Source organism: Pseudomonas sp. PSPC2-3 (assembly GCF_049898265.1).
GTDB lineage: Bacteria > Pseudomonadota > Gammaproteobacteria > Pseudomonadales > Pseudomonadaceae > Aquipseudomonas > Aquipseudomonas veronii.
Genome location: NZ_JAFCXJ010000002.1, coordinates 714,969 through 735,632, shown reverse-complemented (window position 1 = coordinate 735,632; position 20,664 = coordinate 714,969). Strand labels below are relative to the sequence as shown.

Annotated in this window: 19 protein-coding genes; 4 read left to right on the top strand and 15 right to left on the bottom strand. The window is 59.1% G+C overall.

Annotation, left to right across the window (positions count from 1 at the left end; all coding sequences use genetic code 11):
- Nucleotides 1-85: 85 nt before the first annotated feature.
- The 3 genes from ACP7E3_RS07265 to ACP7E3_RS07255 are packed head-to-tail and all read left to right on the top strand — an operon-like array spanning nt 86 to nt 3,075.
- Nucleotides 86-730: a DsbA family oxidoreductase gene (locus ACP7E3_RS07265; protein WP_057005726.1), complete on the top strand. Its 645-nt coding sequence runs from the start codon at nt 86-88 to the stop codon at nt 728-730.
- A 37-nt stretch (nt 731-767) separates the two neighbouring features.
- Complete coding sequence (locus ACP7E3_RS07260) at nt 768-1,880, top strand: alkene reductase (protein ID WP_426122697.1); 1,113 nt, start codon at nt 768-770, stop codon at nt 1,878-1,880.
- Nucleotides 1,881-1,932: 52 nt separating this feature from the next.
- Nucleotides 1,933-3,075 carry an FAD binding domain-containing protein gene (locus ACP7E3_RS07255; protein ID WP_046382740.1) on the top strand — a complete coding sequence of 381 codons (1,143 nt, stop codon included), beginning with the start codon at nt 1,933-1,935 and terminating at the stop codon, nt 3,073-3,075.
- A gap of 167 nt (nt 3,076-3,242) precedes the next feature.
- Here ACP7E3_RS07255 and ACP7E3_RS07250 read toward each other — a convergent pair whose 3' ends face one another.
- Both ACP7E3_RS07250 and ACP7E3_RS07245 read right to left on the bottom strand, forming a co-directional pair.
- Nucleotides 3,243-3,512, bottom strand: coding sequence for a DUF2790 domain-containing protein (locus ACP7E3_RS07250; protein ID WP_017847593.1), 270 nt, complete (start codon nt 3,510-3,512; stop codon nt 3,243-3,245).
- Nucleotides 3,513-3,918: 406 nt separating this feature from the next.
- Nucleotides 3,919-5,040, bottom strand: a complete 1,122-nt coding sequence (locus tag ACP7E3_RS07245; RefSeq protein WP_046382742.1) for an amidohydrolase family protein — start codon at nt 5,038-5,040, stop codon at nt 3,919-3,921.
- 277 nt (nt 5,041-5,317) lie between these two features.
- Here ACP7E3_RS07245 and ACP7E3_RS07240 point away from each other — a divergent pair, with 277 nt between their 5' ends.
- The gene (locus tag ACP7E3_RS07240) at nt 5,318-6,217 is read left to right on the top strand and encodes a LysR family transcriptional regulator (protein WP_046382743.1); all 900 of its coding nucleotides are present in this window, start codon (nt 5,318-5,320) and stop codon (nt 6,215-6,217) included.
- Between the two features lie 232 nt (nt 6,218-6,449).
- On the opposite strand, the gene ACP7E3_RS07235 is transcribed toward ACP7E3_RS07240, so the two are convergent.
- The 13 genes from ACP7E3_RS07235 to ACP7E3_RS07175 all read right to left on the bottom strand — a co-directional run bounded on the left by ACP7E3_RS07235 (nt 6,450) and on the right by ACP7E3_RS07175 (nt 20,657).
- Nucleotides 6,450-7,085: a hypothetical protein gene (locus ACP7E3_RS07235; protein ID WP_169881620.1), complete on the bottom strand. Its 636-nt coding sequence runs from the start codon at nt 7,083-7,085 to the stop codon at nt 6,450-6,452.
- Entirely contained in the window at nt 7,082-7,783 is a 702-nt protein-coding gene (locus ACP7E3_RS07230; RefSeq protein ID WP_169881619.1) for a hypothetical protein, read from the bottom strand. The genes ACP7E3_RS07235 and ACP7E3_RS07230 overlap by 4 nt, the downstream gene beginning before the upstream one ends.
- A gap of 104 nt (nt 7,784-7,887) precedes the next feature.
- The gene (gene pstB / locus ACP7E3_RS07225) at nt 7,888-8,649 is read right to left on the bottom strand and encodes a phosphate ABC transporter ATP-binding protein PstB (protein ID WP_017847588.1); all 762 of its coding nucleotides are present in this window, start codon (nt 8,647-8,649) and stop codon (nt 7,888-7,890) included.
- Nucleotides 8,650-8,725: 76 nt separating this feature from the next.
- A complete protein-coding gene (gene pstA / locus ACP7E3_RS07220; protein ID WP_026140105.1) occupies nt 8,726-9,619 on the bottom strand; it encodes a phosphate ABC transporter permease PstA in 894 nt (297 codons plus the stop codon).
- Complete coding sequence (gene pstC / locus ACP7E3_RS07215; protein ID WP_126588888.1) at nt 9,619-10,584, bottom strand: phosphate ABC transporter permease subunit PstC; 966 nt, start codon at nt 10,582-10,584, stop codon at nt 9,619-9,621. Before pstC ends, pstA begins: the two co-directional genes overlap by 1 nt.
- Before the next feature lie 74 nt (nt 10,585-10,658).
- Nucleotides 10,659-11,690 carry a phosphate ABC transporter substrate-binding protein PstS gene (pstS, locus tag ACP7E3_RS07210; RefSeq protein WP_057005722.1) on the bottom strand — a complete coding sequence of 344 codons (1,032 nt, stop codon included), beginning with the start codon at nt 11,688-11,690 and terminating at the stop codon, nt 10,659-10,661.
- Nucleotides 11,691-12,143: 453 nt separating this feature from the next.
- Nucleotides 12,144-13,142, bottom strand: a complete 999-nt coding sequence (locus ACP7E3_RS07205) for a helix-turn-helix domain-containing protein (RefSeq protein ID WP_057005721.1) — start codon at nt 13,140-13,142, stop codon at nt 12,144-12,146.
- Nucleotides 13,143-13,213: 71 nt separating this feature from the next.
- On the bottom strand, nt 13,214-14,692 hold the full coding sequence (locus ACP7E3_RS07200) for an aldehyde dehydrogenase family protein (RefSeq protein WP_057005720.1): 1,479 nt from the start codon (nt 14,690-14,692) through the stop codon (nt 13,214-13,216).
- A 71-nt stretch (nt 14,693-14,763) separates the two neighbouring features.
- Nucleotides 14,764-15,612: a VOC family protein gene (locus tag ACP7E3_RS07195; RefSeq protein ID WP_057005719.1), complete on the bottom strand. Its 849-nt coding sequence runs from the start codon at nt 15,610-15,612 to the stop codon at nt 14,764-14,766.
- Nucleotides 15,613-15,634: 22 nt separating this feature from the next.
- Nucleotides 15,635-17,281, bottom strand: coding sequence for a bifunctional 3-(3-hydroxy-phenyl)propionate/3-hydroxycinnamic acid hydroxylase (locus tag ACP7E3_RS07190; RefSeq protein WP_057005718.1), 1,647 nt, complete (start codon nt 17,279-17,281; stop codon nt 15,635-15,637).
- A gap of 30 nt (nt 17,282-17,311) precedes the next feature.
- Nucleotides 17,312-18,124: an IclR family transcriptional regulator gene (locus ACP7E3_RS07185; protein ID WP_057005717.1), complete on the bottom strand. Its 813-nt coding sequence runs from the start codon at nt 18,122-18,124 to the stop codon at nt 17,312-17,314.
- Between the two features lie 3 nt (nt 18,125-18,127).
- Nucleotides 18,128-18,979, bottom strand: coding sequence for a fumarylacetoacetate hydrolase family protein (locus ACP7E3_RS07180; RefSeq protein ID WP_057005716.1), 852 nt, complete (start codon nt 18,977-18,979; stop codon nt 18,128-18,130).
- Between the two features lie 232 nt (nt 18,980-19,211).
- A complete protein-coding gene (locus ACP7E3_RS07175; RefSeq protein WP_057005715.1) occupies nt 19,212-20,657 on the bottom strand; it encodes a carotenoid oxygenase family protein in 1,446 nt (481 codons plus the stop codon).
- Nucleotides 20,658-20,664 lie beyond the last annotated feature (7 nt).

Below are 20,664 nucleotides of genomic sequence, written 5' to 3'. Positions count from 1 at the left end.
AGCAACGTTGTGCAGCAGGTGGATTCTCTGTCGGCGCTCCGGCACCTACCTTGGGGGGGTGAAACATTCAACCACGGAGACCGTCATGAGTTTGCATTCATCCAAAATTCAGGTGACTTACGACTTCATCTGCCCATGGTGCTGGATCGGTGAGGAAAATCTTGAACGCGCGCTGGCCGCTTCGGGTTTTTCAACGGACCGCCCAATCAGTTTCCTGCCTTATCAGTTGAACCCGGACATGCCGGTTCGAGGCATGGATCGCAAAGCCTATCGCTCTGGCAAGTTCGGCAGCTGGGCGCGTAGCCAGGCGATGGACGCACAGGTCACTCACGCCGGTAAGGCCGTCGGTCTTGAGTTCGATTACGAGCGCGTCGAAAAAACCCCCAACACCCTGGCCGCGCATCGGTTGGTATGGCGCGAGCAACAGGCGGGTCGAGATGCTTCCTTGCTGGTCAAGGCCATTTTCAAGGCGTACTTCAGCGAAGGGCGGGATATCGGCGACCTCACTGTGCTGGCCGACATCGCTGCCGAAACCGGGCTGGACCGAGAGGTCATTGTCGACTTTCTCAAGGCCGATGAAGGCACCGCTGAAGTCTTGAAGCTCGAAGCCCAAACCAAGGCGTCCGGTGTGCGCTCGGTGCCGAGTATTCAGATCGCAGATGACGTGATCAGTGGCGCGCAGCCCATCGAAATAATGATCCAGATACTGAAGCGAAGCCAAGCCGCCTGAGGCGGTTTTTCAATCCCAATCCATTCAGGACATCATCATGACTCATCACTTGTTCAGCCCTATCAAACTCGGCCAATTCACCCTCGATCACCGCGTCGTCATGGCGCCTCTGACTCGCTCGCGAGCGGGGCAACCTGGCAACGTACCGACATCGATGAACGTCGAGTACTACCGTCAGCGTGCCAGTGCTGCATTGATCATTACCGAGGCTACACAGATTTCGCAGCAGGGCCAGGGTTACGCCTGGACGCCCGGCATCCATAGCGACGAGCAGATTCAGGGCTGGAAGGCTGTCAGCGAAGCCGTGCACGCAGAAGGCGGGCGCATTTTCCTGCAGCTCTGGCATGTGGGGCGGGTGTCGCACCCGGTGTTCCAGCCTAACGGCGGCTTGCCGGTGGCACCGACCGCGCAGCCAGTGCCCGGCAAGACCTTCATCCTGAATGAAGAGGGCGAGGGCGTATGGGGTGATGTACCTGTCCCTCAGGCGCTGGACATTCCTGGGATCGAAGCGATCGTTGGTGACTTCCGCAGGGCCGCTCGCAACGCGATTCTGGCCGGTATGGATGGTGTGGAAATTCACGCGGGCAACGGCTACCTGCTCGACCAATTCATCAACAGCGCCAGCAATCAGCGAAGTGATCGCTACGGGGGAAGTATCGAAAACCGTGCGCGGTTGCTGCTTGAAGTCGTGGAAGCCGTGACCGCGGAAGTAGGTGCCGAACGTGTTGCTGTCCGCCTGACACCGATGGGACGTTTCATGGGAATGGGCGATGACACCCCGGAACAAACCTTTGGCTACATCGCATCCCGGCTCAATCACTGGCATCTCGCTTATCTGCACCTGGTAGAACCGATGATGGTCGGCACAGTGCTCGATGAAAGTAACGATCCACGCTGGGACGCGATCATCAAGCAACTGCGTACTGACTTCCACGGCGTTCTGATGTTGGCGGGTGGCTACTCCGGCGAAACGGCCGAACAGGCCATTGCGCAGGGCCGTGCAGACCTCATTGCGTTTGGTCGCCCGTTCATTGCCAACCCCGACTTACCGGCTCGCTTGCGTGGTCGCAACGAACTCAACGTGGCTGACGGCAACAGCTTTTTTGGCGGCGACGCCAAGGGGTACATCGACTATCCGGTGTTGGCATAACGCAACGGTAAACCGCAGCTGCGGGAATCACCCTGCAACGAGGAGAAAGGTAATGAAGAGTTCAGGCGTTCCAAAGGCCTTGGTCATTGGTGGATCCCTAGGCGGGCTGTTCGCCGCCACGGCGTTACGCGCGATTGGTTGGCAGGTCGATATTTACGAGCGATCCCCTGCGGCGATGGATAGTCGTGGCGGGGGCATCGTTCTGCAAGCGGACGTCCTGCACCATTTTCGTTATGCGGGCATTCATCCGGCAGGAGCGCTCGGCGTCCGGTCCCATGATCGTCTCTATCTGGATCGAGAGGGTAGCGTCGTGCATAAAGAGCCGATGCCGCAAACCCAGACGTCCTGGAACACACTGTACAGCTCATTATTTTCTGCATTTGCTGCTGAGCATTATCACCGTGGCAAGACGTTGGTGGATCTGACTCAGAATGAACACCGGGTGACTGCGATTTTTGCCGACGGCAGCACTGCCGAGGCAGACCTGCTGATTGGCGCTGATGGCTCGGGTTCAACCGTGCGAAGCGTGGTGTTGCCTGGAACAGTACCCAGCTATTCGGGGTATGTGGTGTGGCGCGGGCTGGTCGATGAAGAGCAACTTCCAGACTTCGCCAAAATGCAGCTTTACGAGGACTTTGTTTTTCAACAAGACCCTGAATCGCTGATGTTGGAATACATGGTGCCGAGCGTGAATGGCTCCGTTAATCCGGGCGAGCGTCGGTTCAATTGGCTGTGGTATTTGAAAGCTGCACAAGGGGCGGAACTGGACGCTGTGCTCACTGACTGCGATGGCCGTCGGCGTAGTCACTCCATTCCACCCGGAGCCTTGGCCGCTGGGCAGGATGCTTACATACGGGGAATGGGGGAGCGGCAGGCGAACCCGGCTTTTCGGGAACTGATTCGCCAGACCCAAGATATTTTTGTGCAAGCGATCCTTGATCTCAAAGTTCCTCAGATGGTGTTTGGCCGTGTGCTGTTGACTGGCGACGCCGCTTTTGTGCCGCGTCCTCATACCGCCGGAAGCACGGCCAAGGCAGCCCGCAATGCACTGGCCCTGGCGCAAGCAATCGACGACATCGGCGACCTCGATAAAGCCCTGCTTGCCTGGCAGCACCAACAACTTGCAGAAGGCATGCGTATGGCGGATTGGGGGGTGAGTATGGGCAATCGGATTATGGGGATCGCCCAAGCCTGATGGAGCGGCTCACATCGGACTTATTGGCGAGAGCCTTGCGTTGGCGGGATGAAAGTGGGCTGTGATCGTTGGGCTGTTGCAGTCTTTCTAGACTGAATATAAAAAGAGGAGATTAGCTTCAGATCGAAGCGGTCTCCTCTTTTTTAGCACCTGTAAACTTTGAAGTTTTAACCATTCTGGCAAGCGCCACCGAGTATTTTGTATTGCAGGTCGTGCGTTATACCCTTGTGATCCACATACACCATGTGCGCGTCCACTGGGCCACAAGCGTTGTTTGTGTCCTCTGCTGTAGTGATGTCGATGACCTTGGCGATATCCAGGTGTTCGGAATAATTGTACCGCTCAGGTTCAGGGGCAGAGGCATTGTTGTTGGCGCCATCATGGGCTGAAGCGTATACGCTAAACATCATCAGTGAGGCGAGCATTGCATATTTCATCAGGGTGTCTTCCAGTAAGAATGAGAGAGGGGACAAGATCTCTTTGTTTGCTTCTGGAGCTGATTATGCTGTCGCCAGGTTGTTTGTAGAAATGCTCAGGCGGGATACTGATTATTACCGAAAATGATGTTTATCCATGTTTGTCTACAGATGGGCCAATATAATCTAATGGGTGTAGTGCTTGCTGTCGGCAATGCGGGTCGGTTGGTTTTTTATAGTCTTTTGACTGATTTATTTAAAGCTGCATGGGCCCATGGTTATGATTGATCAGTATTTGTTTATTCGGTTCGATCATCTTGGCTGGGGTCCCGAGCGAACGGCAGAGACGATCTGGTGAAGTCTTGAACGGTTCGCAAAAAAAAGGCCGGTCAAACCGGCCAAAGGGAAATCGAGAGTTTCACCAACGCTATACGGGGAGTTTCAGGATTCTGGCTGCGTTGGCGCCGAGTACTGCCGCTTTCTCGCGCGGGCCCAAGCCTACGCTTTCGACAAAACGCACCGGCTGTTCATAGCCCATGTCGAAGCAGTAGTCGCTGCCCAGGACCAGATGGTCGATACCGACGTTGGCGATCAAATAGTCCAGCACCGGCCCGGAGTGCGACACGGTGTCGTAGCTGAATCGCGTCAAGTAGCTGCTCGGCTTCTGGGCCAGGCGTCGTGTCTCAGGGCGTGAGGTCCACCCGGCATCGAGACGTCCCACGAGTATTGGCAAAGCCCCACCGGCGTGAGGCAATGACACATGCAGTTGAGGGTATTGATCCAATACTCCGCCGAGGATCAGGTGTGACGCCGCGATAGCGGTATCGAACGGGTTGCCCAGCAAGTTGCTCAAGTAGTAGTTGCTCAGACGGTTGCCGCCGACCGTTTGTTGCGGGTGCAGGAATACTGGGAGTCCGAGCTGTTCTATACGGGCAAAGACGGGCGCGAAGCGCGGATTGTCCAGGTCCAGGCCGTTGATGTTTGTGCCCATGTACACCCCACGAACCCCAGGCAATTCGGCGGCGCGTTCCAGCTCGGCGATGGCATCGTCAGCCTCTAGCATCGGCAACGTGGCCAGCACCACAAAACGTTGTGGGTGTTGGCGATGGACCATCGACGCAGCATCGTTCCAGGCACGTGCCAGGCGGGCATTGAGTTGTCGATCTGCCCAGTACACCATTGGCACGCTAAGGGACAGCGCCTGTACGTCGACGCCGGAACGGTCCATATCGAGCAAACGCGCCTGCACGTCGATGAATTTCAACGGCAATGGCCCCAATCCTCCGGCCGGGGTGGAGAAGCTGAAAGTAGTTTCCTGGCGGGTATAGCTTGCACCGAACGTTTTGCCCTCACTTCCCAGGAGGTGTAAGAACTCTTCAGGGTAGTAATGTGCATGGATGTCCACCGATCGCACCGGGACATCGGCACCTTTCTTGATCGGTGCCGCCGAGGCGGGTGATAAACGGGTAACCAGCAGACCACCGGCGGTAGCTGCCATGATGCCCAGCAGTTGGCGACGGGTCTTTGAAAGACAGCAGGGGCATTGCATCGTCGATCTCCTTTTTATTGTTGTCTTGACGGGTTCAAGTGCGCGCCTTTGTGCTTGCACGGGTTCAGAGCGACCGGTTCCCGCCGTGGCATGTACCCGCTCCGAGACGTCGCTCTATTAATCGGTCGATCATTTGATCAATTTTGATTATCATCCGATCAATAGGGAGATCGCAAGCCTCCTTAACCAATCAAGCCATTGAGCACAGCCATGCAAGACTCCCATTGCCTGGTCATGCACAGTCGCTACCTTTACCTTTCGATCTCGGAATCCGTGCATGGACAAGTTGCTGGCGCTGAAAATGTTTGTCGAAACGGTGCGCTGTGGGGGTTACTCATCTGCGGCGCGTAAGCTCGGCATCTCCACATCGTCTGTGACACGGCAGGTCGCGGGGCTGGAAAGTGAGTTGGGCGCCAGCCTGCTCAACCGCACCACGCGCAATACGAGCGTCACGGTGGCGGGGCAGCACTATTTCGATAAAGTCGTGGCGATCCTTGAGGCCATCGATGGCGCGGATGCCGTCGTTGCCGACCGTGGCAGCGAAGCTCAGGGGCGTTTGCGGGTCAGTGTCCCGGTGGAATTCGGCCGGCGAATCATCGCCCCGCACTTGGGGCGGTTGCTTGAACGCCATCCCGGTCTGGAAATCAGTCTCTCGCTGAGCGACGAGGTCAGTGACCTGCTCAGCGAACAAATCGATGTGTCAGTACGTCTTGGTTCATCGGTTGTCAGTGATGACATCGTCAGCAAGCGGCTGGGCTATTTCCAGCGTTGGGTGGTGGCGAGTCCCGAATACCTGACACGAACCGGACTGCCGCGACACCCTCGCGACTTGCTCGAGCACCCGTGCTTGCGTTTCGATTACCACACCGGCCACCACGACTGGACATTCCTGGGCGATGAGGACGTCATCCGCGTGAATGTGCAGGGACGGCTGCAAAGCAACAATGCCGACATTCTGCGCGAGGCTGCCTTGGCCGGTGGCGGGGTGACGCTATTGGCCGATTGGCTGGTACGTGAGGACGTCAGTGCAGGTCGGCTGACGCGGGTGCTGGAGCAATATGAAGTCAACCCAGGCAGTGCAAGCACCTGCATCAATGCGCTGTATCTGCCCAACCACCGTGGTTCCAGCCGCATCAGTGTATTCATCGCGTTTCTTCAGGAAATACTCGCGCCCTAAGCACGTCCTGCGCATCAGGCAAGATCGCGTTGCGCGTCGCTTTTGATCGAATTGACTGCCAGCCAATACCCGCGCGGCGTGCGAATACCCTCTTCCTCACCCGCAGGCCCACAACGTGTCCGGTTAGGGTAAAGGCAATGGAGCGATTTCGATGAACACACAAGAGAATGTCCAGACCGTGAAGATTTTTTTGCAGCCATGGGCCGCGGTGAGAAGCCAGGGTTACTAAAACTCACGAGGGCACAATTTCCGAGCATTGTTGTGCTGGCTTCTTGTTCCTGAACGGTTGTTGCCAAGCGAGCTGTGTTTGGACTTCCGCCACGGCATCGAGGACTTTCTGTGCCCAGCGCTCATCCTCCGGATGCACGACAACAACGCGAAAACCGTGATCACGCCCTTCAGTCCGCACGCCTTCGGAATCGTCGACATGTAAGTCGATATCGAATGCCGGCGGAAATTTCGAGGGCGCGTTCGACAGGCCATGCACCGTCAGGGCGCGGTTATGCAGCATGCTGTTGACCACCCCGTCGACGCGGATGCCGTACAGCAATAGCCAACGCCTGATGTAGGACGGAGTGCGACCGGACGAGGTGTATACCCAGATACTGCAGCCCTGGCGACGTAACTCTTGGGTCAGGGAGCGTGTGCCGATACGCAGTGGTTCACCCAGCCAACGATGCACACAGGCCGGCAGCCGGCTTGGCTCGACCGCGCAGTGGTGGAGTTGGCAGGCCAGGGTGTCATCGATATCGAACGAAATGCGTATGCGCTGACGCCTGAATCCGTGCATCGGGACGGCGCGCCGCATGGCGTGCCATACCCGGCTGCCGGAAGCTCGGCATTTAGCGAGCGTGGGATACCGGCTCATCGATGACCCTCCTGGTAGAGGGGCGAGGCCTTGTCGTTGAGAAGAAATTTCATTGAATCAGATGCCTGTTCTTCCAGGAAGGCTGCATACTTTTTCTTGATCTTGGGCAATTCATACAACGCCTTGACGCCATGCTTGGCGGAGTTGCGTATGACCGATGACGGGTTGAAGTAGCCCTCGGCGTTTTTCAGCGTCAGCACGAACGGAGGCAAACCTGCGCGCATGAGCAAATAGCTGACGATGAGCGACCCACTGCGGTTATTGCCTTCAATAAACAACTGCGGCTTGCTGAGGATTCGCACGTAGACACCGGCTGCACGTTTCCAGACGGATTCGCTGCGATACGCACAGTACCAATTGAACAAGTCTTTTATCCCCCCCTCGACGTTGTTGAAGAAGTGTTCCTCGGTCGCCGCCAGATGTTGAGCGTATTCTCGTCGGCGTACCGGGTCCCGGCCACAGAGCACGGTGGCGTTGATCTCCAGCATCAGGTTCAGTTGCTGAAGGTCGAACAGGTCTACGCCGCTTGCGACATAGCTGTCAATCAACGCATAACCTTCAAGTACATTGTGCAGCACTTCGTCAGTCAAGGGGTCGCGCGGCTCGGTAAAGTGCCTGCTGAGCTCGGAAAAGCGGCTCTGCACCTCGCGTAGCGCGCGTTCGATTGCAGGTAAATCAAGACGACGGGGTGCAGGCATTGGCAATCCTGGGAAACGGTAGATAAGCAGGTAAAACGACCGGATGCCCGCTAAAGCACCTTTGGCACTATAGCGGTATGCGGTCTTGACTGGACGTTTGCTGTTTAGCTGAACTTGCCGCTGATGTAATCCCCGGTCATTTGTTCGCGCGGGTTATCGAAAATCTGCGCCGTTGGGCCCATCTCAACCAAATAACCGGTGCGCGTGCCCTGAGAAATATCAACCGAGAAAAACGCCGTCGTGTCCGCAACACGGATGGCTTGCTGCATATTGTGGGTGACCAGGGCGATGGTGTAATCCTTCTTCAGCTCAACCATCAACTCCTCGACCCGGCGCGTCGCGATCGGGTCGAGTGCCGAACAGGGCTCATCCAGCAACAGCACTTCAGGTTCGGTCGCGATGGCGCGAGCGATACAAAGCCGTTGTTGCTGGCCGCCGGAGAGTGACAGGCCGCTGACCTTGAGCTTGTCCTTGACCTCATCCCACAGCGCCGCGCCTTGCAGGGCGTGCTTTACACGGTCTCCCAGGTCGCCTTTGTAGCGATTGAGGCGCAGGCCAAACGCAACGTTGTCGAAAATGCTCATCGAAAATGGGTTCGGCTGCTGAAAAACCATGCCGATGTAACGCCGCACGACCACCGGGTCAACGCCCTTGCCATAGACGTCTTGCCCAAGGAAATGCACGTGCCCTTCAAACCGAAAGCCTTTCACCAGATCGTTCATCCGATTGAGGCTACGCAGCACGGTACTTTTGCCGCAGCCAGAAGGGCCGATGAAACCGGTGATCTTGTTTTTTTCGATCGGCACATGGCTGTCACGTACCGCCATGAAGTTGCCGTAGAAAATTTTGTCCAGCTTGCAGTCCATGACCACAGGCGCCTGGGTGACAAACGGAGCGGCTATTTGCGCAGTTGATACGTTCAAAATTCAGATGCTCCCGTTCTCAATACTTGGGCTTGCCGAAAATGCGGCTGACAATATTCACGACCAGTACGATCATCACCAGCACCAGTGAGGCTGCCCATGCGAGCTCGAGTTGGTTGTCGAAGGGCATGCCGGAGAAGTTGTAAATCAGCACGGCAAGCGATGCAGTCGGATTCATGACCGCCAGGCTGCCGTCGTGAAAAATCCAGTAGTTGCTGAACAGCGCGGTAAACAACAACGGCGCGGTTTCGCCCGCGGCGCGGGCCACGGCGAGCATGACGCCCGTCAGGATTGCCGGCATGCCGGTAGGCAAGACGATTTTCCAGATGACCTGCGAGCGGGTACAGCCCATGCCGTAGGCCGCATCCTTCATGATTTTAGGCACCATCCTCATCGACTCTTCAGCCGTCAGCACGACGATGGGCAACATCAGTACCGCCAGTGCCACGCCACCCGCCGGTGCTGAATAGGTACCGGTGGTCATCACCACCAGCGCGTAGGCAAACACCCCGGCCAGAATGGATGGCAGGCCCGTGAGCATCTTGGCGGCAAAGCGCGCGGCGTTTGCCAGCTTGCTGTCTGGCCCCAGTTCCGCCAGAAAGATGGCCGCCATGATGCCGACCGGCACCGCGATTGCCGCCGCGATACCGACCATGACGAAGGTGCCTGCCATCGCGTTGCCGAAGCCACCGCCGGTCTCGAAACCGGTTGGCGGCAGTTCGGTGAATACCTCCAGGCTCAGGCGTGCCCCTCCGCGCGTGATCAGCATGTAGAGCACGGAAATCAGCGGCACGCTGGCCAGTAGAGCACCACCCCAGACCAGTGTGGTCAACACCAGGCTGCGCAGGGCGCGGCCTTCAAACTTGCGCTGCAGGCTTGGTAAAGCGGCTGTAGAGGAAGTGATGTCAGTCATCATTTAGTACCACGTTGGGCATAGACCATGATCATGGAACCGATGACGTTCACCAGGAGCGTGATAAACATCAGTACCAGTGCGGCGTACATCAATACTTCGATTTCGTTCGGCCCGGCTTCAGGGAAGTTCAGCGCCAACAAGGCCGCTAGCGTATTGGCCGGGGCAAACAGAGAAAGCGAGATGTTGTTCGCGTTGCCCACCAGCATGGCCAGCGCCATGGTTTCCCCTAGCGCGCGACCCAGGCCGAGGACCAGGGAACCGAAAATACCGGTGGCGGCGGATGGCACCATCACTTTCAGAATCGCTTCCCAATGGGTGGTCCCCATGCCGTAGGCGGCCTGTTTGGTTTTCATCGGGACACCGGTGAGGGCGTCCTGCGACACGGCCGCAATGGTCGGCAGAATCATGATGGCCAGTACCAACGCCGCAGGAAGCAGCCCCGGCCCGCTCAAGGTTGTGCCAAAAAAAGGTATCCAGCCCAGTTCGCTGTTCAGCCACGCCGTAAGCGGGCGAATCGTCGGGATCACCACGTAAATCCCCCACAGGCCATAAACGACGCTGGGGATGGCCGCGAGTAATTCGACGATGGTTCGAAACACGGCTGCCAGCTTCGCCGGCAGGAAATCCTGGGTCAGGAAAATCGCCATGCTGACGCCGAAAAAGCCTGCGATCAGCAGTGCGATCAGGGCGCTGTAGAGCGTGCCCCAAATGGCCGGCAAAATGCCGTACTTGCCTTGGTTAACGTCCCAGACGCTGCCGAGAAGCACATCAAAACCGTGCTTTTCCATGCCTGGAAGGGCCTTGCGTCCCACCTCGAATACCAAGGCGAAGACCAACGCCAGAATCAGAACCACCCCTATTCGTGCGAGCGCACGGAAGGTGCGATCAACCAGGAAATCCTTTGCAGAGGGTGGCTGGCAGGCAGAATCCTGGTTAACCGGTACGACAAAAGGTGTGCTCATAGGCTAACTCCGGAACAAGGGGGAAACGCTCCCGGTATGGCTGAGCGCGCATACCGAGAGAGGCCTCACGTGCGTTACTGGATGTTGGCGGACGCTTTGCGAACCTCATCGACAACCGATTTCGGCAGCGGGATGTAACCCATCGAGTCGGCGATTTTCTGCCCTTCGGTCAGGCTGTATTCGACCATTTCGCGCATCGCCTTGGCCTTGGCCGGGTTCTCGTTGTGCTTGCGGAAGATCATCCAGGTGTAGGACGTGATCGGGTAGGACTTGGCGCCGTCCGGATCCGGCAGCCAGGCCACCAGGCTTTCCGGCATTTTCACAGCCGCGAGGGCCTCGGCACCGCTTTCTGCGTTAGGGACAACGTACTTGCCGGCCTTGTTCTGCAGTTGGGCAAAGTCAACCTTGGCCAGCTTGGCGAAACCGTATTCGATGTAGCCGATAGCGCCCGGAGTCTGGCGCACGGTCGCTGTCACACCATCGTTCTTCGGCGATTTGATGAATTTGTCGCTGGCAGGCCAGTTGACGGTGTTGCCTTCACCCAAATCTTTCTGGAACTGTGGGTTGATCGTCGCCAGATGCTTTGTGAATACCGCAGTGGTACCGCTGGAGTCTGCACGCACGACCACGGTGATCGGCATATCAGGCAGTTTCAGGCCCGGGTTGGCTGCAACGATTTGCGGGTCGTTCCACTTGGTGATCTTGCCCAAGAAGATGTTGGAGTAAACGTCGCGTGGCAATTTGAGTTCTTTAGGATTGCCCGGCAGGTTAAAAGCCAACACGATTTCACCTGCCGTCATCGGCAGCAACTGCACGCCTTCGGCAACCTTGGCGATATCTTCGTCTTTCATTGCCGAGTCACTGGCGGCGAAATCGACGGTTTTGTTCAGGAAGTCCTGCACACCGGCGCCACTGCCCTTGGATTGATAATCCACAGTGACGCCTGCGGTTTTCTTACTGAAATCCTTGAACCAGGTCAGGTAGATCGGTGCCGGGAAACTAGCGCCTGAGCCGCTCAGACGAACGCTTTCCTCAGCAAAAGCCATGGAACTTGCACAAAGAGAAACCGCAACGGCGAGTGCAGCAGACTTCATCAAATTTTTCATCGAAGGAACTCATTGTGATAACGGGCTCCCGAACTTTGCAGCACTTTCGTTAAGCTTTTATGAAAGTTGAATGGCGGGTCGCGCCAACCGCGCCAGGCGCTAGGGGCTGGCCGTTGTGCATTAGGTCGTCCAGCCTTTGCGAAACGTCGAGGTCAGGTCATTACCGTGAAGGTAAAACCAGTACCACCAGAACCCTGCAGCCGTTCGAGGCATCAGTCAGCGCACTGAGACTCTCCGGTGCGGGTCTTGAGTTCCTGAAAGACATGCAAGGCAACGCGGGAGAGAAAAACAGGGGGGCCGGTTTCTTGTCCCTGGGTGCCTTTGACGGTTTCGCTGGGGCGACGTACAGGATGACGGTTGATCGGTGCGTTACCAGCCCTTGCCGGGCGGTGAGGCGCATTGATCGCAGGGGCCGTCCATCAACGCCTTGGCGCTGGCGGACGGCGCCTGGGGTTACGCCGCAGTGGCGTTGGCACGGGTGTCGCTGGCGGTGTCACGAAACAACCGGGGCGACATGCCGAATGTCGCTTTGAAGTGCCGGCTGAAATGCGAGCTGCTGCCATAGCCCCAGGCATAGGCGATCTCGGTGAGGGAGCGATGGGCCTGTTCATGGTTGCGCAGGTCCTCGGCGCAACGGGACAGCCGACGCTGCCAGATGTACTCGCTGACACTGCACCCCAGTTCGTCCTGAAATGCCCGATGCAAGCTGCGCACTGAGCATTGCTCGGCGTTGGCGATGCGCTCGATGCTGAGGTCGCGGTCGGCCAGGTGACGCTCGATATACGCCTTGAGGCGATTCTGTTTGAAAAAGCGGAAGTCATGGTCGAGTTGCTTTTCATCTTGTTTGTTCTTCAGCGCATTGTTCAGCAACCCGGTGATGCTGTCGCCGATCAGCCCGGCCGATTGGCTGTTGAGCAGGGGATATTGGTGATAAGCGTCGCTGATCAAGTGCATCAGCATGCGCCCCAGCCCGTTGCGGCCATTCAAGTGCATGTCGCCGGTCTGCGTCAGTTGCCCGGCGGGGCCCTGGAATAGCAGGATAAAGTGCTCGCAGCCCTGGGTGCTGGTGACGCTGAAGGGTTTGCCGCAGTCGACCAGGAGCATTTCGTCCGGCGCGACGGTGCTGTTTTGCTGGCCTTGCTCGAAATGACTGACACCAGCGACCTGCAGTATCAACATGCGCGGTGTGTCGACGACATCAAGCGCCTTGCTCAGGTGGCGTGAATAGCGATGGGCACTGGCGGTCATGCGGCAGAAACGCAACTGGCCCAAGTCGCCGTATTCCAGGCGGCCCTGGAAGTTGCCGTTGTGCAACGGGTCGATGTTGGTGGACTCCAGGCGCTTTATATACTCCGGCGTGCGGCCCAGGTGATCGCTCATGAACTCTTTCCATTTCATCAGCCGATCAGAGCGAACGACTTGATCGGTGGATACGCAGGCTAGGTTATTCATTGTTTCGCCTTTTGTTTTTTTGTTTTGGGCTGGCGGGCAAGGTGTGAGCCTTGCCCGCTCCTGACAGACGATCAGAACGGGTAGTGATGGCCCCCGGCTTGCCAGGTGACCCAATGGGCTCGGGTAAACTCATCCAAGGCATAGTGGCCGTTGAAGCGTCCAAGACCGGAATTCTTTTCGCCGCCGAACGGCGCATTGGGCTGGTCATCGACGGTGATGTCGTTGATATGGGTCATGCCCGCTACGATGCCCCGGGCAAAGCTCAGGCCGCGTGCCATGTCACGGGTAAACACCGCGCTGGACAGACCGTACTCGCTTGCATTGGCCAACTCCAGGGCATGGGCCTGATTCTGCGCAATCATCAGCGGCAGCAACGGGCCGAACGTTTCATCGCGGGCCAAGGCCTGCTCGGGGCCCACTTCACCGAAGACGTGGGCCGGTAGCACCAGCCCGCGCGCCTGGCCGCCACACAGTTGCTTGAGACCGGCACGCTCGGCGGCGTCGATCTTCCCAAGCAGGCCATCAAGCTGACTCTGGTTGACCACCGGCCCGATTACCGTATCGGCCTTGGCCGGGTCACCGGTCTTGAGATTGCGCACGCGCTCGACCACCAGCGCCGCGAAGTCGGCATACAGCGCACGATCAACAATGACCCGGTTGACGCTCATGCAGATCTGGCCCTGATGCAGGAAGCGCCCGACCACGGCGGCATGCGCCGCTATCTCGATGTCCGCATCCTCCAGCACCACCAGCGGTGCGTTACCGCCCAGTTCCAGGGCCACGCGCTTGATGTGCTTGCCGCCAGTGGCGATGCGTCCGACGTTGCGTCCCACGTCGGTGGAGCCGGTGAAGGAGATCAGGCTCGGTATCGGGTGTTCGACGAACGCATCGCCGATCTCCGCACCCGCGCCGACCACCACGTTCAGCGAGCCCGCCGGGAACCCGGCCTCTTCGAACAGATGGGCAATCAACAGGCCGCCGGTAACCGCCGTATCGCTGGCAGGCTTGAGCACCACGGTATTGCCCAGCGCAAGGGCCGGCACCACCGAGCGCATGCTCAGGTACAGCGGGAAGTTCCACGGGCTGATCACACCGACCACCCCCAGCGGCTCGCGAAACACGAAACTCTGTTCGCCAGGCTTGTAGCTGGTCAGGATCCGGCCTTCAACCTGCATCGGCAGTGTTGCGCATTCGCGAACCAGGTTGAGGGTGAACTGCCATTCCATGCCAGCTTTGATACGGGTACTGCCGGACTCGCGGATCAGCCAGTCGATGATTTCTTCGCTGCGGTTCTGGATGACCTGGGCGAGTTTTTCCAGTTGCGCACTGCGCTGGGTCGGGTGCAGCGCTGCCCAGTCGGTTTGCGCGCGCTGGGCGGCCTGGTAGGCGTCATCCAGGTCGGCCACCGAGGCCAGGGGCATTTCCAGCAAGGGTTCGCCGTTGAAGGGGTTGCGGTCGTCCAGGCGTCGTGCAGAACGACCCGCACGCCAGGTGCCGTTGATGTATTGGTCGCCGTTGATGGCGTAGGCCGCGAGTATTGGAGTTGTCATAGTCTTACCTTAGAGGCAGGTAGCCGCGTCGATTGAGGGTGGTGAGGGCAGACCCTTTAGGTTGAGCGTATTCAGCTTCGGATCCAGGCGCGTCCCCAGGCGTTGAGGGTGTATTCCTCCTGCGGCCAGACGCCAGGCGGGCGGGAGGCTTCGGTGATCTCCAGCTCGGCCGAGAATTCCAGGCGGTTGCGATCGGCATCGACCACCATGAAGAACAGGTTGTTGCCTGGGCCATGTCGTCCCGGGCCGAAGAACAAGGTGATCCGCTCCTTGGCGAAGCGGTCGCCCCAGTCGCGGATGTCATTCCATTCGTTGGTTTCGTAACAGTGGTGATCCCACTCGTTTTTCGACCCGCGGAAGAACGCCAGCGAATGGTGTTCATCGTCCGAACGCAGGAAGCAGGTGGTGAGCTGGCCGCTTTGCTCGTCGACGACATTGTCCGAGACGGTGAACCCCACTGTGTTGACGTAGAAGTCGATCATCGCTTCCAGCTCCGTGGTCTGGAACACCACGTGCTGCAGGCGCCCCGGCATGCCCTTGCGGTCGATGGTGGACGCGCCGCGAGACACGCCAAATAGGGTTTGCCGACCCTGGGGGTCACGGATTTGAAAGGCGCCCGCTTCCAGCAGCGGCGAGTCGAGCGCTTCGACCTGACAACCGTTGCCGAGCAGGCGCGCGCGCAGTTCACTCAAGTGCGCTTGGCTGCCCAGGTCATACGCCGCCGCGAGCAGGCCGCTATGGTCGGCGGGTGAAATCAGCATGGCCCGTTGGGGCCCCTGGAGCAGCCAGCTGCCGTCAGCCTGCGCCAGGCCGTCCATGTCCAGCAGGCGCCGATAGAAGTCGACCTGCTGCTGTGGAGCTTTGCTTGCCAGGTGCAGGTAACACAGGCGGGCGGGGGTGGAAGTCTGCAAGGTTTGCATAAACACCTCTGGGGCTGAAGGTTCAGGGGTAGACGGGCGCCATGCCCGGCTGATCCGCGCAGTTGTTCGTCAGGGTGATGCCGAACAGCGATTGCAATGCGTCGGCGACCGGGTCTTGCGTGGCCATCTCGAAGATGGCGGCGACATAGCGATCCGGACGCAGCAGCAGAAACTTCTGGCTGTCGCCGAGCAGGTCCTTGAGCGCATTCTCGCGGTCTTGCAGCACGGTGCAGCCGGGGATCGACGGTAGCGTCTGAACGTGTGCGGGCAGGATCAGGATGCGTTTGGCTTCCAGGTGGTCCCACAGACCGTGTCGCAGTTCATCGAGACGTGGATGGGGCAGGTCGCCATATTGGATCAGGGCGAAGCCGGCACCGATGGTCGTGTCCAGCAGGTGAGCGCGGCCTTGGGCATCGGTCAGCAATGGCTGAGGAAACATTTGCCCGCAGGCCAGTTTCCCGGCCTTGCCTTCGGGCAATACCAGGCCTTTGGTAAAGCGCGGTTTGGGCTTGAAGCGCATTTGCAGGAAATAATCGCGCAGCGGCGGCACCAGGCCGATGACCGCGAATGCCGCGCTGATCAGGCGAGCCCGCAGCACGGTGGCTGGCGCCATGACCACACCAAGGTTCAGGGCCAGCTTGATCAAGGCCCAGGCATGGTCGCGCCGCTCGCTTTCGTAGGACAGCAGGGCGTTCGCCGCCATTTGGCCCTTGAGCACGGCGACCAGCTTCCAGCCCAGATTGTGGGCATCGCGAACGCCGCTGTTCATCCCTTGCCCCGCGTAGGGCGGGGTCAAATGCGCGGCATCGCCGGCGAGAAATACGCGGCCGACCTGCCAACGTTCGGCGATGCGGGCATGAAAGGTGTACACCGTCTTGCGCACGATGGACACCGGGGCATCGCCTTTGAACGGATGAAGCAGGGTGTGCAGGCATTCGGGGCTGAGCACCTGCGCATCGGTTTCGTCCGGCTTGAGCAGGAATTCAAAGCGCCGCGTGCGGTGTGGGCCGGGCACTTCCACCACGGGGCGGCGGGCATCGCAGTACACGCGGGTCTGCCAGAAGGGGTCGTCATCCTGGTCGGTATCGACCACCAGCCAGCGTGAGGAGAAGCTCGACCCCACCATCTCGATCCCCAGTTGCTTGCGCACCGGGCTGCGGCCGCCGTCGCAGGCGATCAGGTAGCTGGCCTTGACGTTGAGCAACTGGCCATCGGCATCCTTGATCAACGCGTGCACGCCATGCTGGTCTTGGGTGAACTCGAGCAGCTCGTGATTGAAGCGCGCGGTCAGGTTCGCAAAACGCTCAAGGCCGGTCTTCAGCGTGCTTTCGAACAGCGGCTGGCGGAAGGCGTTACGCTTGGGAAACCCATATAACCTGCCGGTCGGCTCGACCTTGCCGAAGCAACGCCCGCCCGCGCGGGTGAAGTAATGCACGCCATAACCGGGCACCACATCGCGCAACACGGCGTCATCCAGCCCGATGGCTTGCATGGTGCGCAAGGATTCATCGTCGATCGAGACGGCACGCGGTTCGGTCACGGTGCCGGGTTTGCGGTCGATGATCAGGCTGTCCACGTTGGCCTGGCCGAGGAGGTTGGCCAGGGTCAGTCCGGTAGGGCCTGCCCCGATGATCAAGACTTGGGTGCTGAAGCTGTTGAGGGTTGTCATTGTTATTCCCTTCCAAAGTTTTCAGTCTGGCTACGCGGGGCGGTGGGTGAGCGTCGCCATGCGCTGCGACAACGCCTGTGCGAGGGCCTGCATTTGTGCCCCTTGTTGCGCTTCCTGGGCGTTGTCGCGCTCCTGAATCGGACGCAGGCAACTGATGCTGCCGACCACCTTGCTGTCGTTGTCGAAGATCGGTGCCGCCAGGCCGTAGACGCCGGGGTCAATTTCAGCCGCGCTGGCGACATAGCCCTGGCGGCGCAGTTGCTGCAGTGAGCGGCGGAATTGTTCCCAGGTCTGTCCCAGATGGCTGGCGCGCACTTCATCGGGGTTTTCCAGAAACAGCTGACTGTGTTGGCGCGACGTCATGTTGGCGAGGATCGCCTTCGAGGTCGCGCCGAGGAACAGCGGCCTGGGTGAGCCGCGGGAGTAGCTGACCTCGCTGAACAAGTCGCCATGCTGGTGGATACACACCACCTGGTTCTTGAACAGCCGGCAGATCAGCCACACCTGTTGCTCGCTCCAACGCGGCAGGTCTTGTTCCAGGGCTTGCGCTGCGCGTACCAGCGGGTCGCTCAGGCGCAGTTGGCGGTCCCAGGTGATAATCCGTGCGCCCAACGCGTAGCGGCCGGCTTCGACCTGAAACAACAGGTTCGCCTCGGCCAGTTCGCGCACGTAGCGGTAGATGGTCGACCGCGTGTAACCCAGCGCAGCGCCCATCTCGTCGACCGCCCAGATCGGGCTGGCCTCGGTAAACAGATCCAGCACCCGCAGCATGCGCTCCAGGCTTGAGCCTTTGCTGTCGGCGTCCTGCTCCGGCAGGTGTTCTGATTCAGGTAATGGCTTCATGGCTTATTGTTCATCGGCGATGCTGTTGCGCAGGATGCCGATGCCCGATATCTCGACCTCGACGGTATCGCCGGGCTTCATCCATACCGGCGGTTCACGGAATGCGCCGACGCCACCGGTGGTGCCGCTGACAATCACATCGCCGGGCGCCAGTTCGGTGAAGGTGGAGCAGTATTCGATCAGGTGGCGCACGTCGAAAATCATGTCGCTGGTGCGGGTGTGTTGCATCACTTGGCCGTTCAGGCGCGTGGTCAATTCCAGGTCCTGCGGGTCGCCGATCTCATCGCAAGTCACCAGCCAGGGACCGAAGCCGCCGGTGTCCGGGAAATTCTTGCCCGGCACGAACTGGATGGTGTGCTTCTGCCAGTCGCGGACGCTGCCATCGTTGTAGCAGGCATAACCGGCCACATACTCCAGCGCCTGCGAAGCCTTGACGTGGCGCGCGGTTTTGCCGATGACCACTGCAAGTTCGCCTTCGAAATCCAGCTTATGCGAAACCTTTGGGCGAATGATCGGTTGCAGGTGTGCAACCTGGCTGTCGGCGAAACGCGTGAAAATCATTGGGTAGGTCGGCATCTCCCGACCGGTTTCACGCACATGGGTGGCGTAGTTGATGCCAATGCACAGCACTTTGCCCGGGTTTGCGATCACCGGCAGGAACGTCACGTCCGCCAACGCTACGCGTGGCAGCGCGGCCAGGATGGTCGGCGTCAGTTCACCCAGGCGATTGATGGCGATGGCTTGCTTGAGGTCGGTGCCAAAGGTGGATTTGACCGATTCCAGGTCAATCACCTGAGCGCCCTCGACCACCCCGTAGGTGGTACGGCCTTGAACGATAAAGCTCGCGAATTTCATGAAGTGTCCTCTCGGAAAGGGGAGCGTGAGATGGGCTGCAATGGGCTCAATCTAGTCTTGCGAACTAATCCTGTAAAGTGGGATTTTTGTATAAATCCTGCATTTCGGAATAAATGTTATTTTTCTGTTCGGTGATCGGATTGCTGCCTGAAACGCCAAGCAGCCCGTGCCATTCCAGTATGTGGATGGCTACGGGCGTGGCTATTGGAGGGGAGGGGAACGCTATGCCGATTTAGCGCGGTGCCCAGCAGCCGTGCAGCGACATCCGCATACGGAATGGGACTTTGATGCGGGCGATGGGGCCGGCCGCCATGTCAGTGGAGTCCAGCACCACCAGTTCACTGCGCCCTTCGACAATCAGGTTGAGCAGGCAGACCACGTAGCCATCGCCTTCCGCTGCCGCGGCGGAGCGTGGAATGAAAATGGGTTCCTGAAAGCACCCGCTGTCACCGGGAAACCATGCGTCGGTGACACCGGTTGTCAGGTTGATGTGAGCCAGCAGGTTGAAGAACTGAAACGGCATCGGGCCATTCGCCGAGTTATACGGCCGCTGCGGATCAAAGGCGAGCAGGAATCCGTGTTCATATTTGCGGCCTATGTAACGGTCATCGCAGCGGGGAAATTCACAGGGATAGTCCGTCAGCGCCTGCGGTTGCAGTTCGTCCTGTGCGCTGCTCAGGTCAAAGACCCAGCGCATCAGGCTGGCCGCCAGGGTTTCCGGCGGCGGTACGAAACCGTCCGCCTGGGGAAAGAAGTAAAAGACGTTGCCGCCGGTGACCGGCATGTCCACATAGACTTTACCGTCTTCGTCGAACGCGTTCAGGGTATGGCCCTGGAAGCCGTCCTTGGGCCCTTTGAACCAACGCACCTCGCGCGCGTCCCCGTGGCGCGGCACCACGGCAAACAGCTGGGGCAGTTCGGGCTGCCACTGGAAATGCTGGCCGCCTTGTTTCATGCGCTCGACGTCCACCGTCAGGGGGATCAGCGGGAACACCACATAATGCTCGGTGACCGCGAAGTCGTGGACCATGGCGGCGTAGGGCGCCTGGAACCAGATCTGGTGCAGCAGTTTGCCCTGCGGCGAAATTTCGAAATACGCCATGTCGGGTGTGCCGTCGCCTTTGGCTTCGTAGCTGAAGGCCAGCAGGTTTCCGGTCACCGGGTCGAGCTTGGGATGGGCGGTGAAGGTGGCTGAGTCGATCTGCCCGTCGAAATTCCACTCGCCGAGGGTCTCCAGCGTCTGCGGGTCCAGTGCCCACGGCATGGCATCTTCCTTGAGTGCCAGCAGGACGTTGTTATGCGGGATCACCGAGGTGTTGGCCGTGGTGTTGTTTTTTGCCGCGAGCGCGTCGTTGGTGTAGGCATTGCGATAGACGCCGTTGAGCGAACGCCCTTCACGGCGCTGGGCGACCAGGCGATCGGTGAGCACATAGCGCCGACGCAACGAGACCTTGCCATCGGCAAAATAGAAGCCGCTGACCATGGCGTCGCCGTTGAAGAAGATATCCGTGCCCAGCATGGGCGGGTATTGCGGGTCCGGCGAGACTTGATAAAAGGTCCCGCGGATCGCCTCAGGCACAGCGCCTTCGATCTCCAGGTCGAATACGTCGGCTTCTACGCGGCTGGGGGTATACAGCGCGCCGGAAAACTCGGGGGTTTTGGGAAATGGAATATTCATCGCGTCA

Bases quoted from the DNA above. Each gene is read 5' to 3' on its own strand.
- ACP7E3_RS07265 (WP_057005726.1), top strand. From the start codon at position 86: ATGAGTTTGCATTCATCCAAAATTCAGGTGACTTACGACTTCATCTGC.
- ACP7E3_RS07260 (WP_426122697.1), top strand. From the start codon at position 768: ATGACTCATCACTTGTTCAGCCCTATCAAACTCGGCCAATTCACCCTC.
- ACP7E3_RS07255 (WP_046382740.1), top strand. From the start codon at position 1,933: ATGAAGAGTTCAGGCGTTCCAAAGGCCTTGGTCATTGGTGGATCCCTA.
- ACP7E3_RS07250 (WP_017847593.1), bottom strand. From the start codon at position 3,512: ATGAAATATGCAATGCTCGCCTCACTGATGATGTTTAGCGTATACGCT.
- ACP7E3_RS07245 (WP_046382742.1), bottom strand. From the start codon at position 5,040: ATGCAATGCCCCTGCTGTCTTTCAAAGACCCGTCGCCAACTGCTGGGC.
- ACP7E3_RS07240 (WP_046382743.1), top strand. From the start codon at position 5,318: ATGGACAAGTTGCTGGCGCTGAAAATGTTTGTCGAAACGGTGCGCTGT.
- ACP7E3_RS07235 (WP_169881620.1), bottom strand. From the start codon at position 7,085: ATGAGCCGGTATCCCACGCTCGCTAAATGCCGAGCTTCCGGCAGCCGG.
- ACP7E3_RS07230 (WP_169881619.1), bottom strand. From the start codon at position 7,783: ATGCCTGCACCCCGTCGTCTTGATTTACCTGCAATCGAACGCGCGCTA.
- pstB (WP_017847588.1), bottom strand. From the start codon at position 8,649: ATGGACTGCAAGCTGGACAAAATTTTCTACGGCAACTTCATGGCGGTA.
- pstA (WP_026140105.1), bottom strand. From the start codon at position 9,619: ATGACTGACATCACTTCCTCTACAGCCGCTTTACCAAGCCTGCAGCGC.
- pstC (WP_126588888.1), bottom strand. From the start codon at position 10,584: ATGAGCACACCTTTTGTCGTACCGGTTAACCAGGATTCTGCCTGCCAG.
- pstS (WP_057005722.1), bottom strand. From the start codon at position 11,690: ATGAAAAATTTGATGAAGTCTGCTGCACTCGCCGTTGCGGTTTCTCTT.
- ACP7E3_RS07205 (WP_057005721.1), bottom strand. From the start codon at position 13,142: ATGAATAACCTAGCCTGCGTATCCACCGATCAAGTCGTTCGCTCTGAT.
- ACP7E3_RS07200 (WP_057005720.1), bottom strand. From the start codon at position 14,692: ATGACAACTCCAATACTCGCGGCCTACGCCATCAACGGCGACCAATAC.
- ACP7E3_RS07195 (WP_057005719.1), bottom strand. From the start codon at position 15,612: ATGCAAACCTTGCAGACTTCCACCCCCGCCCGCCTGTGTTACCTGCAC.
- ACP7E3_RS07190 (WP_057005718.1), bottom strand. From the start codon at position 17,281: ATGACAACCCTCAACAGCTTCAGCACCCAAGTCTTGATCATCGGGGCA.
- ACP7E3_RS07185 (WP_057005717.1), bottom strand. From the start codon at position 18,124: ATGAAGCCATTACCTGAATCAGAACACCTGCCGGAGCAGGACGCCGAC.
- ACP7E3_RS07180 (WP_057005716.1), bottom strand. From the start codon at position 18,979: ATGAAATTCGCGAGCTTTATCGTTCAAGGCCGTACCACCTACGGGGTG.
- ACP7E3_RS07175 (WP_057005715.1), bottom strand. From the start codon at position 20,657: ATGAATATTCCATTTCCCAAAACCCCCGAGTTTTCCGGCGCGCTGTAT.